The organism is Pedobacter sp. GQ55, from assembly GCF_059758925.1.
Map to the genome: position 1 here is coordinate 221926 of NZ_JCAXEI010000008.1, position 14291 is coordinate 236216.

Consider the following 14291-nt stretch of genomic DNA (forward strand, 5'->3'; position numbering starts at 1 on the left):
TCTCCAATGAGATTTTTTAGCCTGTTATTAATCCTTTACTGCACAACACTAACTGCAATAGCCCAAACCAATACGGTAAAAGGCTTTGTGGTTGACAAAGATTCGAAGCTTCGCCTGGCTAAAGTATACATCTACAACGCCAGCAAAGACGAGGGGATTTACAATACCCCTAAGGGTGAGTTTTCGATAAATGCCGCTGTAGGAGACACCCTGTACGCTGTATTGCAAGGTTATGCGGTTGATACACTTATTCATCATGGCCAGAAAGCAGTGTATTTTCAATTGAAATCACTTGGTATTAACTTACGTGAGGTATCCATTACCGGCAGGAAATATACCCCTAAAGAATCCCATGCCAATAGGTTAAAAGAGTATAAGTATGCGCTGGATAAGGGTAAGGCAAAAGACTTGCTTAATCTTGGTTTAGGAGGCGCGGGGCTAGGCATTGATGCGATTTACAATCTGCTAAGCAGGGAGGGTAAAAATGCCCGTCACCTTCAAAAAATACTTGAGCGTGATTACCATGAGGCGATTATAGATTATAGGTTTACGCCAGATTATATAAAGAAGGTATTGCAATTGGGCGACTATGAAATGGAGGATTTTATGCAACAATACCGGCCTACTTATCAATTCGTTTTAACCGCTTCAGATTATGCTTTTGTTGTATATTTAAGGAACAGTTATGCCAGCTATAAGCGGAATCCTGCTGCCTTTAGACTACAGCCACTTCCTAAAATAAAAGTAGAAGAATTTTGAGACCCTTCTTTCTCATATTATCTAAATTACCGGCCAATGCAATGGCTATTTTCCCTTTTATTATCTTAAAAAACAAAACGCTAAAGGTTGATAAGGTATTAATTAATCATGAACGGATACATTTTAGACAACAGCTTGAACTGGTTATTCTGCCTTTTTACTTTTTGTATTTACTAATGTACCTGATCAACCTGATCAGATATAAAAATCATTATTTAGCTTATTTCAATATCCCGTTCGAAAAAGAAGCATATTGCTTTGATGCTGATCTATCGTATTTATCTCATAGAAAGGCATTTGCATGGGTTCGTTTCATCAGTAAAAAACCATAGATAAGGGTAAGTTTTGCAATTAGTTTATTAATAAACTTTTAATAAGTCACATTTTTGTTTTTCTTTGTAGTAATGAAGAGTTTTAATATCTGCCTCTTGTTACTGTTTATCACCTCGTCAAGCCTGATCGCTCAGGAGATTGATACTGTGCCTATTGAAACCAAAGGACTGGAGATAAAATTAAAGCGTAGTCCGTTGCCATCAAGGACCGGAATACTGAACTATACACCTGTAAAGATTCCCCCCGTAGTTATTGCCGAAAAGATCAATTACTGGAAGGTGAGGACTTCTGTTGGGATTAATGTGAATCAGGGTAGCTTTTCAAACAACTGGAAAGCAGGGGGAGTAAACTCTCTTGCCGTTGGAGGGCTTGTTAATTACCGTGCTGAATATAGAAAAGAAGGTTATGGTTTTATAAGTGAGGTAATGCTGGAGTATGGTAAGGTCAAAAATAAGGACCAGCTGCAAAAGAAAACAAGGGATAGGATTTTCTGGGATAACAAGGCTGATTTAAGATTGTCAAAAAGCTGGTATTTCTTTGGATCGGTGACGTTTGAGTCACAGTTTGATAGAGGCTATGTCTACGAAAGGCCAAATAATGGCGAAGAAGTACAACATTTAATTTCACGGTTCATGTCTCCAGGCTATTTAACGGAATCAATCGGTTTCGAATATAAACCAGTAGGTTATTTCTCTACGAGAATTGGTACAGGTACCGCAAAACAAACCTTCAAACTAGACAGGGATACCACCAAGTATAATACGGGAAATTTTGGAGTTGAGTACGGCAAAAATTTCAAGAACGAGCTCGCTTTTCAGATCGTAAGTAATTTTGACAAGCAAATATTTAAGAATGTAAACCTGAAAGCCAGGTACCAAATGTTTATTCCTTACGACAGGCCGTTGGTACACGTTGATCATCGTTTAGATGTAGAGTTAAGATCTCAGATAAACAGGTTAATGAATGTAACACTTACCGGCGTGGGATTATTCGATAAAGACTCCGATCCGGAGATCCAGGGGAGTCAAGCCCTCGCATTGGGTGTGGCATTTACCTTCCCTCGTTAATATTCTACATAAAGATTACGGATATTGTTATCTGTATCATGCAAAATTAATAACTTTGCAATTCACAAAAAATTGAACACTAAGCATTAAAGAAAATGTTTGAAAATTTACAGGATAAGTTAGACCGTGCGTTTAAGGTTTTAAAAGGACAAGGAAGTATTACAGAGATCAACGTGGCCGAGACCATGAAAGAAATCCGTAAAGCCTTATTAGACGCCGACGTAAATTATAAAACAGCCAAAACCTTTACCGATGATGTTAAAGAAAAAGCATTAGGCTTAAATGTTCTTACAGCCGTTTCTCCGGGCCAGTTACTTACCAAGGTAATGAACGATGAGCTTACCGCTTTAATGGGTGGAGAGGTAACAGAATTAGATTTAAAGAACAATCCTACTATTATACTTATTGCCGGGTTAAACGGTGCTGGTAAAACTACTTTTACCGGTAAATTAGCCAACTTCCTTAAAAGTAAAGGCAAGAAACCGCTATTGGTAGCAGGCGACGTGTATCGCCCTGCGGCTGTAGATCAGTTACAGATTTTAGGGGAGCAGATTGGAGTGCCCGTTTATTCGAACATTGCCTCTAAAGATCCCGTTGGTATCGCTTTAGAGGGTATTGCTGAAGGTAAAAAACAAAATAATAATGTAATCATTATAGATACGGCCGGTCGTTTAGCAATAGATGAGCAGATGATGGATGAGATCGCTGCCGTAAAAGCCAGTACTAAACCGCACGAAATCCTGTTTGTTGTTGATGCCATGACCGGACAGGATGCGGTTAACACGGCAAAAGCATTTAACGATAGATTAGACTTTACCGGAGTTGTATTAACCAAATTAGATGGTGATACCCGCGGTGGTGCTGCATTATCAATTAAATCTGTAGTAAACAAGCCGATCAAGTTTATTGGTACGGGCGAGAAAATGGAAGCCCTTGATGTATTCTATCCTGAAAGGATGGCCTCAAGGATTCTGGGCATGGGTGATGTGGTTTCCCTTGTTGAACGTGCACAACAGCAGTTTGACGAAAAAGAAGCGGCCGAACTTCAAAAGAAAATTCGTAAAAACAAGTTTGATTTTAACGACTTCTACAATCAGATCCAGCAGATCAAAAAAATGGGTAACATGAAAGACCTTATGGGCATGATACCTGGTGTTGGTAAAATGATGAAGAACGTTGATATTGAAGATGACGCATTCAAAAGCGTTGAGGCGGTAATTCAGTCGATGACTAAATTTGAACGCGAAAATCCTGATAGCATTCAGCAAAGCAGACGCTTACGTATTGCCAAAGGTTCGGGAACAAAAATCGAAGAGGTGACCAAACTGATCAAACAATTTGAAGACATGCGTAAGGTGATGAAGCAATTCTCTAACCCGGCCGCAGCTGCAAAAATGATGAGGAATATGCCAAAGATGCCTCAGGGCAAAATGTAATTTCAATACGTTTTACAAATTCCAACCACTTAATGTCTAAATCAATATAGTTTAGCAGTACACATATTGTATGCAAAATTGTGCTCATCAAGACATTTGGAAGCGTTGTTTTCGAGGTTGATGCTTTAACCATTACCATAGAAGTAAGTACTGGAGCCGGAACAGACATCATATTGTTGGTCTGCCGACAATGCCATTAAAGAAAGCTTAAGAAGGGGCATCCGGGCAAATAGAAAATCCTGAAACAAGCCAATACTTCATCATGGGGGCTTTCTCTGGCGTACAATGGGGTGCTTTTTTAGATGAATTGCCAGAGTTCAAAAGAGCAATGCGACAGCCTCTCGAAGACCGCCAGGTTACGGTATCCCGTTCTAAACTAAGTGTGGAATATCCTGCAATTTTTATGCTTATAGCCTCAATGAATCCTTGTCGAAGTGGCTACCTTATGTTGCCTTGTTCGCGAAGGGTTTCTCTTTAAATGTAGTTATTCGCTGAGTAAGGTTTAGAAAACTCATCATCAAATTTACACAGAGATAAATAAGTTATTTAATAGATAAAGAAGGTTTGATCACATTAGGCATGAAAAATAATTATGTAATATCTTATCTCTTAAAATCATTAGCCATTAAATTTTTTCGAGAACGCAAGAATAAAACAGCTAACATCACTAAATATGGTATACAAAAGCGACGACAAAATAAATAATCCTATCAATGTTCTTGTACAGGAGTGTTAAGTTATTCACCTGTCAATTTCTTATGGCTTGCTCCCCAAGCTTCTAACTCTTTGATAACTGACTTCAACGCGTATCCAATTTGTGTCAATTCATACTCTACACGTGGCGGGACTTCTGCGTAAACGGTCCGGCTGATTATTTTATTCTCTTCGAGCTTACGCAGTTGCAAAGTCAACATCCGTTCAGTAATACCAGGTAATTTCTTCTTTAGTTCTCCAAACCTAAGTTTACCACTTAATAACCAGGAACATATTACCAATGTCCATTGTCCTCCAATAATATTTGAGGCATATGCTTCCGAACATTCATCGCTCAGAGCAACCTTATTTGAGAAGTTGGTTGAGGTTTGCTTGATCTCGCTCATTACTTACATTATTTATAGTACCTAACAATTAGCGGGTAATATACGAAAGTTCACATGCAAACCTAACTTTGTCTTAAATACATGAATCATTACAATATGAAAACTTTAATAATTGTGGCGCATTCTAATATTACTGAGTCTGTGATAAATAAGAAATGGGTTGAGGACGCGCTTAAATATCCTGAAAAATATAGCGTAAACCATTTACAGGAAAGTTATCCGGACGGAAATATAGATGTCTCCTCCGAACAGCGCTTAGTTGAGCAGCATGATAAAATTGTTTTCCAATTTCCATATTACTGGTTTAACTGCCCCGCCCTGTTAAAAAAAGGGTTTGATGAAGTGTTGACACCTGGATGGGCATATGGCAGTAAAAGCGGATGTCCGATGAAAGGGAAGAAAATAGCCTTGGCAATATCTTTAGGAGTAGATGAAAACGATTTGAATGGAACAGGAAAATATAAATATACCATGCAGAAACTCACACGACCCTTTGAGCTGTGTTTTGAATATATCAAAGTTGACTACCAACCGGCATTTGCTTTTTAGGGGATGGATTACAACGTATTTGAAAACCACATCGCTCTTGGTGCAAGATCTATTTGGCATTTTTTGATGAATTGTAACAGGGCTCAGGCTTAAACTGAATTGCAAAATGTAAAAATTATATACTTTAAAAATTTTAATATGGAATCACATAAAAAACGAATCTTAATTGTGGGCGGTTACGGTATGGTTGGAAGTAATATAGCACGACTAATCAGACAAGTTGATGATAGTATCGAACTTATTCTTGCGGGAAGAAATCCGCAAAACGGAATACCTTTAACGAAGGAATTAAATCATTCAGAAACAGCCTATATCAATCTCGAAGAAGGCTTCGATCTAAGTCACTTTCAGGAAATTGACCTAATTATATCAGCATTAGATGATCATAGTAATATATTACGAGAAACTGCTATCTTAAATGGCATTGCATGTATTACTGTAAGCGAATTAGCGGATCAAATTGCTCCCATGGCGTTTCTAGGCCTGCACAAAACGATTGCTGCGCCAGTTGTTTACGCAGGTCATTGGCAAGCTGGATTACTAACCCTTATGGTTAAACAACTGGCAAGCAAGTTCAGCCAAATAAAAACTATCGAACTTGCAGGATTATATGACCCAAAGGATAGCGTAGGGCCGCTAGTTACAGACGAAGTTAGTGGTTTTGTTGGTGAGGCGCTGATTCGCAAGGCGGGAAATTGGCTATCATTACAAGCAAAAGAAAACCCGAGAACTATTGAATTGCACAATCATTCATCAGCAATAGGTTACCCACTCGGTACGCTGGATGTTCCGAGCATCGCTGCTTTTACAAGTGCGAAAAATATTCGGTTCGACTTTATTATAGGGGAATCTATAGGGAGTAGTAATGGCCTGGAAGCTTCACATGATTTATACATTACTATTAAGGGCACCCTGCTATCCGGCGAAAAAAGAACACTCAGCACGATCATATCGGGCCCGAAAGGCAATTCTCATCTCACAGCGGTGGGCGTATATTTAATAACAGAAAAGATATTGGGGCTTAATGGACAATCTGAACAAAAGAATGGGGGTTTGTATCTTCCAGAAACTATTGTCTCAAGTGATAATATCAGCAACCGTCTAAAAGAATTCGGAATCGAAATAATTGAAGAAACCTGGGAAAGTTTGTAGAACTTAATCAGGATACCTGAACACTATTAAACAAAGTCACAAAATTGAGCGAGATTATTATGACTAACAAATGGGCTTATGAAATAGAGTATCGAGATTAGACATTCAAGGGTTGGCGGTAAAGAAAAAAAGTAATAATTAATATAAATAAAATAATAACTTGAAAAAACTAACATTTACAATATCCATCTTACTGTCAGTCGGCATCAAAATCAAAGCAAAGGCGATGAGTTACCTCCCTAATCAAAACACATTTCAGACTGTTATAAATCCTCAAAAAATCAGGAACTGGAATGACAAAATACGAACCATAGATATTTACAATTCCAATGCTGGTAAGGTAATTTACAATGGAGAAAGCTTAGCAATGAAATTACAAGGAAGCACTCCAGATTTAAGCATCACTGAATCGATTCACATCAAAAAACAATCAAAAATGAAAAACGCAACGATATTACATAAAGCCAACGAATTTGTTAAAAAGGGAAACTATGAAAGTTTTCTAGTTTATTGTACACAGGATACCAAATGGGTTTTTGTAGGTGAACGTATCCTTGAGGGTAAAGATAAAGTACGAGAGTATATGAAAGAATTTTATTTGGAACCGCCTGTATTTACCGTCGAAACAAGCATTGAGGATGGTAGCTTTGTAACGGTGACAGGTGAAATCACCTTGAAGGCTGCAAATGGAACCTATAACCACTATGATTATTGCGATGTCTGGCGCTTCGAAAATGGAAAAATTGCAGAATTAAAAGCTTTCGTCATAGAAAAAAAATCTTGACAAATGAATCATTAAATAAAAATGGAACTGGCAATTGAGCCTATATGGGCGCTACAGCTTTATGACTATGACGCAATTATAAATCTTTCAAAAGACGCTAATTAAACTGGAGATTTCGCAAGGGGGTAGCCATGTCATTAGGAAATTTTGAGCCAATGTGCTTCTGTTAAAATTGGACACTATAACATATTGATCGCTAAGATACTCGAGTTGCGCAGTCCAATTTCTTGAAGTGGTCAACTCGCTACGTAATCGCTTAGTGAGTGGCGGCGAAATCTCCATATATATTACAATTCAGCAAATTTAAGAATTGTACCATAAGCGAAGGTAGAAAGGATACTCACTGGCGATGAAGTAAGAGGTCACAATTCTGGAGTAAATCAGGCAATTTATCCGGATCAGGGATAGGGTCAAGTGATTTGGAATTTAAAAATAGTTTCAATCGGGGAGTTGCATTATGCCTTGAGAGGAATTCATTCCTCTTTTTTTTCCAGACTGCTATATAGGTCAACAGAGGGCAGAGGCTTTTTCCAAAATCTGTGAGTGCATACTCTACCTTCGGTGGAAGCTCCCTGTACTGTTTCCTGCTAATTAAGCCATCAACTTCAAGTTCTCTCAGTTGTTCAGTTAATATTTTTCTCGATATAGAGGGTATCCTAACATTGGTTTCCCCAAAACGCCGGGCATGCTTGGAAAGCACATGCAAAATAATCACTTTCCACCGTCCCTCCAGTCAGAGCTATCGTTTCTATAGCAGGACAGCCAGCATGATCTAAGTTATTCTAAGGTTACCACTTTTTTGTTCTGTTATCAAATAACAAGTGTTACTTTTCAAAATCAATATTACTTTTAACTATTGCAGATCTGGCAGAAGCGATACACTACCGAAGCCTTGACCGCGGCAGCTGGGCTGGTTAATCAAGGTCATCTTCCAGATCTTCTTCATCTTCCTCTTCAGGAACGTAAGCCATGATCTCTCTGCCGATGTTGTTGATTTCATCATCTATTTCAAAAACAGGAATAGCTGTTTCCGGATCAAGTTTTAACCACTGTAAATCGGTGTCTTTTTGTATGTGAACATATTCTTTGCCATTTTTAAAGATCACATAAGTATCATTTCCCTCTGGAAATACGGCGTAATCTACATCTCCAATGCTAATGTCGAAGGGCTGTTGCATAGTTTTATTCTTTTTATTTCCGGATGTACTCTTAACGCAGGGTTGAGTAATTATAAAACTGCATTTTTCCAGTTCCGGTTATGTTAATTGTTTTTGTTTCATTATTGCCATTAGCCCCTTTTAAATCCAGCGTAATGGCATTATCTCCTTTTTTCAAAGGGATTCTTGCATAACGGATCTCGCTAGGCAAGGTTTGCCAGTTTCGGGTATCTGCTTTCTCCGAAAGCAAACTATACAACTGCATTCCAAAACCCAATCCCTCAAGTAAAGTATTGTCTTTACCGTCTTTTCCATTTCCTTTAGCACTAGCTTTAAGTACATATTCTGCACTTTTCTTTACCGCCAGGCGGGTAAGTATTTTGCCCATCTCCTTTGCAAAACGCTGATCAAGCGTTTTAAACGCAAGCTCGTTAATATCTTCTGCCTTTTCAAAGTTTATGGTCGATTGCCCATCAGTAATGGTCGCACTTGTAAAATAAGGCTGCTGAGCAACGTATTTCGGATAAGTTACCCTAAGGCTATTAACAGCGTTTAAATTAATGTCACCACTTCCATAGGACGTATTATAGGGAATAAACAAGGTACCTGCAACATTGGTAAACACCAAATCTCCATTCGATCCTCTGATAAGAGAAAAAATAAACTCTTCCTGTTGCTTAACCGGTGCCAATCCATTTTCCCAAAACAGAATAAGAGTTCCTCCTTCTGATGACGGCTCTGGTTGATATTTTAAGTTAAACAGTTCTTCAAATCTGGTCAATTCCGACTTGAAGCCATTCGCGTCCGCCATTCTAAGCACATCCAGCTGAAGCCCTTTAGGTAGGATTGTCCCGTAGTAGGTTTTATCCGGGCTTTTCAAATAAACTTCTGCCGCATTACGGTAAGCGATAAAAGCATTGTTAACGTCTCCATCGCTTTCATAAATAAGGCCTTGAAGCATTAACGAAAATGCGTCTTTAGAATACCTGCTCTCTTTATCATTAAACTTGTCGCCTTGTTCCTGCGATTGCAAAGTAATTCTTCGGGCTTCAACAATAGCATCCTCTGGTTTATGTAGATACAGGTAATTAAGTGCCTTATAATAATGGATCATAAACTTTTCAAAGTCTTCTCCTTTATAAGCCTGGGTCATAGGATTTACAAGCGTACCCACAACAGCATCCATAGCACCGCCGATTCCATTCTCCAATAACTGGTCGGCCTCATTAAAGTAACGGTTGCTATTTTCATAATCACCAATCAGGTGGCTTGCTTTCCCCTTCTCCATTAAAAACAGCAGCTTATTCCGCGGTTTCTGAAGTAAGCGGTTCTTATCAAGCTCCTTAACCGCCTCATTGTAATTTCCAGTCGCGATTTGTTTATAATAACCCGCAATCTTCTCATTATAAGAGGCACAGCTAAAAAGAAAAAGCACCAATCCTAAAAGAACCGATGCCTTAAGCTTATTCTTACTATTATTTGTCATACTGTTATTTTAGCCGGATCAGAATCCTGCTAGTTCTTAACGTATTTAGCAATTTTCTTGTCGCCTATCCATACAACCTCATTGGTTTGTATGTCTGTAAGCTCCAGATTTACCTGATAATAAACTACTTTTTTGCGTTTATGAGAATCAACTATAGAGTTGATTGAGCCTTGCAAAATATAGTCGGCTCCATTTTCCAATCCGAACTTCTTCATGGTAGAAATAGAAGCATTGTCTTGTTGATCAGCTTTCTCTGCACGCAGTTCTTCTCTTTTCTTGCCCCCTTGTACCAAACGAACACGTTCGCTTTGAACAAATGCCTGTTCAACATCTTTCACAAATGTTTCTGCGTCTATATGCTCATGACTTTTGTTTTGAACAAGACCAACAACCACTACCGGTTTCTTACCTGCTTTAGCTTCAAGATGTGTAGATAGCCATTTAGCTCCCAAAACACTTTGGGTCATTTCCTGGGCAACCATTCTCGAATCTGTATTGTTCCAGTTTCCGCTAACATCAACGGTATCTGTAGTGTTAATTCTTGTTACTTGTCTGGAGCATGAAGAGATCATTATACCAGAAACTGCAATGGCAGCAAGGGTTAATATTTTTTTAAACTGCATTTTATTAAATATGATTTTATGTAAATGTTGTGTTTTTACTTACCAGCCAAAGCCCGTTCCATAATAGCCCCAATGGCTATTGTAGCGACGGCCCCATCCGAAATTTAAAGACGGGTAGTAATAAGAGTTCCCATAATAAGGATAGCTGTATAAGCTACGCTCATAATTGCGCTCACGACGAAGCTTACGACGTTCCTCTCTCGCTTCATACCAATCGTATGCTTTGTAGGTGTTTTGAACAGTAGTCCCCTGATCTCGAGTTAAAGAGTCGGACATGTCCATGTATTTAGCCCTTACCACTTCGTATCTCGGGTTTTGATCCTGAACCAAGCTGGCTTGCTGCCCATAGCTATATGTAATTCCGGCCATTAAGCCTGCAATAATCATCAAAGTCCTTTTCATAATATAAAGGTTTAACTAAAAGCAAAATTACTTAATATTTTTATTGATTTGTTTATAGATTTACAATCCAAATGTCAATAATCGAGTTAAAAAATGTTAAATCTTAAGGCGCTTTAACTGTTCAATAAATTCAATGAATTTTGAACTTGAATAGTTGGCTGCCCCAGACTCATTATAAGATAGCCGACCTTGCTTATCAAAAACAATTGTTGTGGGTAATGCCCCTTTAAAAAGATTTTCAGGAATATTGCTGGCTACAGAATAAACAGGCATTTGATAGCTTCTGTTGTCCATATACTTCTGCGCTTTAGCTAAGTTGCTGTCTGCATCTACCATTATAAACACTACATCCTTATCATTCTTGTATTGCTCATAAAGCTTATTGATAGACGGCATTTCTGCCAGGCATGGAGGGCACCAGGTAGCCCAGAAGTTAATAAAAATTACCTTGCCCTTTAATGAGCCGAGGTCTGTAACCTTTCCGCTCTTGTCTTCGAATTTAATTCCCGACAAATCTGCCGGAGGTGTTCCCTTTGCTATTGGTTCCGTTTTAGGTTTAAATAAACCGATTTCCATTAAGCCCTGCATTAAAAATGCTTTTGCCGAAGGGACAAATAAAATCACCAGAAACAAGGCTATAAAGACCGCATTAACAATATTTTTCTTCGTCATCATCTCTTTCATAGCCAGGCAAAGTTACGCCTTTAAAAATAAACGCTAAAAATCCAGCTTAAGCCTTACCCCTGTGCCTATTAATCGTAAATTCTCCTTAGAAACCTCTTTCATTGGAACTTTCATAAAAGGCTCTATTGATACGGCTTTATTTTTAGATATCTTTTGTTTGTATCCAAATGAAAAATTATAGAATCCTATATATCTTCCATCTTTAATTTCAGAATCCTGTGCGGGTTCTACTACCCTTTCATTTACAGCAAATGTCTTTAGCTCAGCCAATCCATCACTAGAATTTACCGCACGCTCTACCAATTTTTCCTGGATATAGCTGTTGCTTTGTTTCTGATTAATTACCGCAAATGCAGATACCCCAACATTGGCATAAAGGTTTTTACTTAAGCGGTACTTCAGCTCAAGCGGAATGTCTATCCCCGTAACTTTAGCCTCTATTGATTCCAAATTTTTGCTTCCATCGGCAATAGCAGTACTCATCACTGGAGCAGGTAGGCTTCTTGAGGCGGCCATTTCGCTATAAGATACTCCAGAGGTTAAAGAAATTTTCTCTGTTAAAGCGTATCCCATACTTACCCCATAACCCATGTTGAGTTTTTTGGTATTTCCAAATGATGGTGAAACAACAAGCCCCATTTCCCACTTGTCTTCTTTTCGGGGAGCTGATGATTTTGCCAACGCTTCTCCCTGATTCTTTTTGGTTTCATTGTTTAGAAACTCCTGGAAAAGAGTGGTTTTATTTTCTCCTACTATTCGTTTCGTCTCTGTTTTAACGATGCCCTGCTTAGTATCGGGAACACGAACCAAAGGCACAACAGGATTGGGTTTTTCAATAATGGTTTCTGCAGAGGTAACCGGAACAGTATTTACAGGTTCCTTAGCAGCGGCATAAACAGTTACATTCTTGTTTTCTCTTACCGCAGCTAATTGATCAGGTTCTGCAACCGCTATTGGCAGGTCTGCTTCTTTGGCAATCTTGTCTTCAATTTTTGCAGAAGGGTCATGTGTTTCCTTTTGTTTATGCTGTACGTTTTGCACAGGCAAAACATCTGTTGTTTTGTTGGTGAAGAATAAAATTGCTGCACCGGCGATAAGTATTACTGCTGCTGCACTACTTAAGCGCCACAACCATAATACTTTTGCATTTCTTTTCCCTTCAATTTTATTGAAGTTTTCCCATGAGCCCGGAACATACTCCTCCTCATGCCCTGTCAGACTTTCCTTTATATGAGCTATTAACTCATCTTCAGATCGTTTCATATGTTCAATTGGTTGCATATGAATTAATTAATGTTTTAGAATACAGGTCCCTCAACTTATTCTTGGCTCGCGTAAGGTATACCCTACTCGAACTCTCTGGAATGTTCAACATTTTCGATATCTCATCGTGCGAAAATCCTTCAATTTCATACATATTAAAAATAAGCCGGTGTGTTTCCGGCAATTGATTAAGGAGCTTTAAAATATCTTGCACATTTAATTGCGAAACTGCATTGACTTGTGTAAGCGGTTGCTGATTCTCACTAATATCATCAACGTACAAGTAAGTCCTTTTTGTTCTTAAAAAATCTATTGCTGTTCGCGATGAAATTCTTGCTATCCAGCCCTTAAAGGCCTTTTGTAATTCTGTGTTATCTTTTGGAAAACTAAATTGGGTTATTCCTTTAAAAATCTTTATAAAACTATCATTTACAAGCTCTTCCGAGTCATTTCTATCATTAACATAACGCAAAACAACGCCCATTAAATAGCCATAGAATGATTTATAGATCATTTCTTTACTCTTGTTGTCATTCTTCAAACACCCCGCTATAATCTCCTCAAGCCCGGGCATTCTTCTTCAGCACAATTAAGAATTCTTCTTATAATCATATCATATCGCGTACAGCAAACTAAATAAGTTTAATTTAAGCCGACTTAAATTGCAGGCCGGCTTATTAAATCTTATTCTTAGTGAGTAAAAATAGCTGCTCCAACCTTCATCTCTTCTGTTGTTGCGGCCTTAAGTCCTTTTACCCAAATGGTATAAACTTTTCCGTTCTCAATTTTTTGATCAACCAACGTTGCAACATCTGCACCGGCAGCATCTTTAACTTTAAATGATACTTTATCACCTGCATCAACACTTTCAAAGTTACTATATTCTTTAAATAGTTTATTAGTAGCCACAGGCACATCCTTTCCAACTATTGATAAACTTAATGCAGGAGCGTCAGGACTAAGGTTTATGAAACGAAGTTTCGCTTTACCGGCACCTGGCATGGTAACAGAATCTTTAACCAATAGGAACTTTACTTTATCAAATGAATCGATAATGAAAAGTGAATATGCCATTTGATCAGCTAATTTTAATTTTTCTGTTAAAACGCTGGTAGAAGATCCTTTTTTGGTGATTTTTACTTCTCTCTCTCCCGAATAAATTTGCTTGTAGTCAATTCTGTTGGTGTAAGCAAAATCATCGTTGTTTACCTTGGTATCTCCAATATAAAAATCTAATTTTTCAGTAGTTGGAGAGGCATGGATAACGTCCATAGCAGATATCGGTTGTGGTGTATAGTCTATCTTATCCTTTGAACAAGACACCAATATTGCCGAGATGGTAACTGCAGCAATAAGTGTTTTCGATATCGCTTTAAATTTGTTTGAAATTTCCATAATGTACTATCTTTTTAAGGGTTGTTTTTTACGATTAATAAAATAAATGGTTAATGGCCATTAACACTTTTTTCACTAAAACGACTCTGATCGTCAAAACG

General features: G+C 38.2%; 17 protein-coding genes and 1 pseudogene. 8 read left to right on the plus strand and 10 right to left on the minus strand.

Annotated elements, in window-relative coordinates; all coding sequences use genetic code 11:
- Positions 1-6 precede the first annotated feature (6 nt).
- From AC6CH7_RS20115 to AC6CH7_RS20135, 5 genes and pseudogenes are all read left to right on the plus strand, one after another.
- Positions 7-759 (plus strand): hypothetical protein, encoded by a 753-nt coding sequence (locus AC6CH7_RS20115; RefSeq protein ID WP_498264419.1) that lies wholly within the window; start codon positions 7-9, stop codon positions 757-759.
- Positions 756-1091 carry a hypothetical protein gene (locus tag AC6CH7_RS20120; RefSeq protein WP_498264420.1) on the plus strand — a complete coding sequence of 112 codons (336 nt, stop codon included), beginning with the start codon at positions 756-758 and terminating at the stop codon, positions 1089-1091. Before AC6CH7_RS20115 ends, AC6CH7_RS20120 begins: the two co-directional genes overlap by 4 nt.
- A 72-nt stretch (positions 1092-1163) precedes the next feature.
- A complete protein-coding gene (locus AC6CH7_RS20125) occupies positions 1164-2159 on the plus strand; it encodes a DUF3078 domain-containing protein (protein ID WP_498264421.1) in 996 nt (331 codons plus the stop codon).
- 95 nt (positions 2160-2254) lie between these two features.
- Entirely contained in the window at positions 2255-3595 is a 1341-nt protein-coding gene (gene ffh / locus AC6CH7_RS20130) for a signal recognition particle protein (protein ID WP_498264422.1), read from the plus strand.
- Positions 3596-3864: 269 nt separating this feature from the next.
- Positions 3865-4049, plus strand: a pseudogene (locus AC6CH7_RS20135) (ATP-binding protein); the annotation flags it as partial.
- Between the two features lie 283 nt (positions 4050-4332).
- Here AC6CH7_RS20135 and AC6CH7_RS20140 read toward each other — a convergent pair.
- Complete coding sequence (locus tag AC6CH7_RS20140) at positions 4333-4695, minus strand: winged helix-turn-helix transcriptional regulator (RefSeq protein ID WP_498264423.1); 363 nt, start codon at positions 4693-4695, stop codon at positions 4333-4335.
- A 96-nt stretch (positions 4696-4791) separates the two neighbouring features.
- Here AC6CH7_RS20140 and AC6CH7_RS20145 point away from each other — a divergent pair, with 96 nt between their 5' ends.
- From AC6CH7_RS20145 to AC6CH7_RS20155, 3 genes are all read left to right on the plus strand, one after another.
- Positions 4792-5244, plus strand: a complete 453-nt coding sequence (locus AC6CH7_RS20145; RefSeq protein WP_498264424.1) for an NAD(P)H-dependent oxidoreductase — start codon at positions 4792-4794, stop codon at positions 5242-5244.
- A 138-nt stretch (positions 5245-5382) separates the two neighbouring features.
- The gene (locus tag AC6CH7_RS20150; protein WP_498264425.1) at positions 5383-6396 is read left to right on the plus strand and encodes a Rossmann-fold NAD(P)-binding domain-containing protein; all 1014 of its coding nucleotides are present in this window, start codon (positions 5383-5385) and stop codon (positions 6394-6396) included.
- Between the two features lie 160 nt (positions 6397-6556).
- Positions 6557-7180: a nuclear transport factor 2 family protein gene (locus AC6CH7_RS20155; RefSeq protein WP_498264426.1), complete on the plus strand. Its 624-nt coding sequence runs from the start codon at positions 6557-6559 to the stop codon at positions 7178-7180.
- A 340-nt stretch (positions 7181-7520) separates the two neighbouring features.
- Here AC6CH7_RS20155 and AC6CH7_RS20160 read toward each other — a convergent pair whose 3' ends face one another.
- The 9 genes from AC6CH7_RS20160 to AC6CH7_RS20200 all read right to left on the minus strand — a co-directional run bounded on the left by AC6CH7_RS20160 (position 7521) and on the right by AC6CH7_RS20200 (position 14190).
- Positions 7521-7895 carry a winged helix-turn-helix transcriptional regulator gene (locus AC6CH7_RS20160; protein WP_498264427.1) on the minus strand — a complete coding sequence of 125 codons (375 nt, stop codon included), beginning with the start codon at positions 7893-7895 and terminating at the stop codon, positions 7521-7523.
- 199 nt (positions 7896-8094) lie between these two features.
- Positions 8095-8358 carry a hypothetical protein gene (locus tag AC6CH7_RS20165; protein ID WP_498264428.1) on the minus strand — a complete coding sequence of 88 codons (264 nt, stop codon included), beginning with the start codon at positions 8356-8358 and terminating at the stop codon, positions 8095-8097.
- Positions 8359-8389: 31 nt separating this feature from the next.
- Complete coding sequence (locus AC6CH7_RS20170) at positions 8390-9823, minus strand: COG3014 family protein (RefSeq protein WP_498264429.1); 1434 nt, start codon at positions 9821-9823, stop codon at positions 8390-8392.
- 29 nt (positions 9824-9852) lie between these two features.
- Positions 9853-10446 (minus strand): penicillin-binding protein activator LpoB, encoded by a 594-nt coding sequence (locus AC6CH7_RS20175; RefSeq protein WP_294873905.1) that lies wholly within the window; start codon positions 10444-10446, stop codon positions 9853-9855.
- A 39-nt stretch (positions 10447-10485) separates the two neighbouring features.
- On the minus strand, positions 10486-10848 hold the full coding sequence (locus AC6CH7_RS20180; RefSeq protein ID WP_498264430.1) for a hypothetical protein: 363 nt from the start codon (positions 10846-10848) through the stop codon (positions 10486-10488).
- Positions 10849-10944: 96 nt separating this feature from the next.
- Positions 10945-11532 carry a TlpA family protein disulfide reductase gene (locus AC6CH7_RS20185; RefSeq protein WP_498264431.1) on the minus strand — a complete coding sequence of 196 codons (588 nt, stop codon included), beginning with the start codon at positions 11530-11532 and terminating at the stop codon, positions 10945-10947.
- A gap of 33 nt (positions 11533-11565) precedes the next feature.
- Positions 11566-12795 (minus strand): hypothetical protein, encoded by a 1230-nt coding sequence (locus AC6CH7_RS20190; RefSeq protein WP_498264432.1) that lies wholly within the window; start codon positions 12793-12795, stop codon positions 11566-11568.
- Between the two features lie 4 nt (positions 12796-12799).
- Positions 12800-13336 (minus strand): RNA polymerase sigma factor, encoded by a 537-nt coding sequence (locus AC6CH7_RS20195; RefSeq protein WP_498264433.1) that lies wholly within the window; start codon positions 13334-13336, stop codon positions 12800-12802.
- A gap of 149 nt (positions 13337-13485) precedes the next feature.
- Entirely contained in the window at positions 13486-14190 is a 705-nt protein-coding gene (locus tag AC6CH7_RS20200) for a DUF4397 domain-containing protein (protein ID WP_498264434.1), read from the minus strand.
- Between the last annotated feature and the right edge of the window lie 101 nt (positions 14191-14291).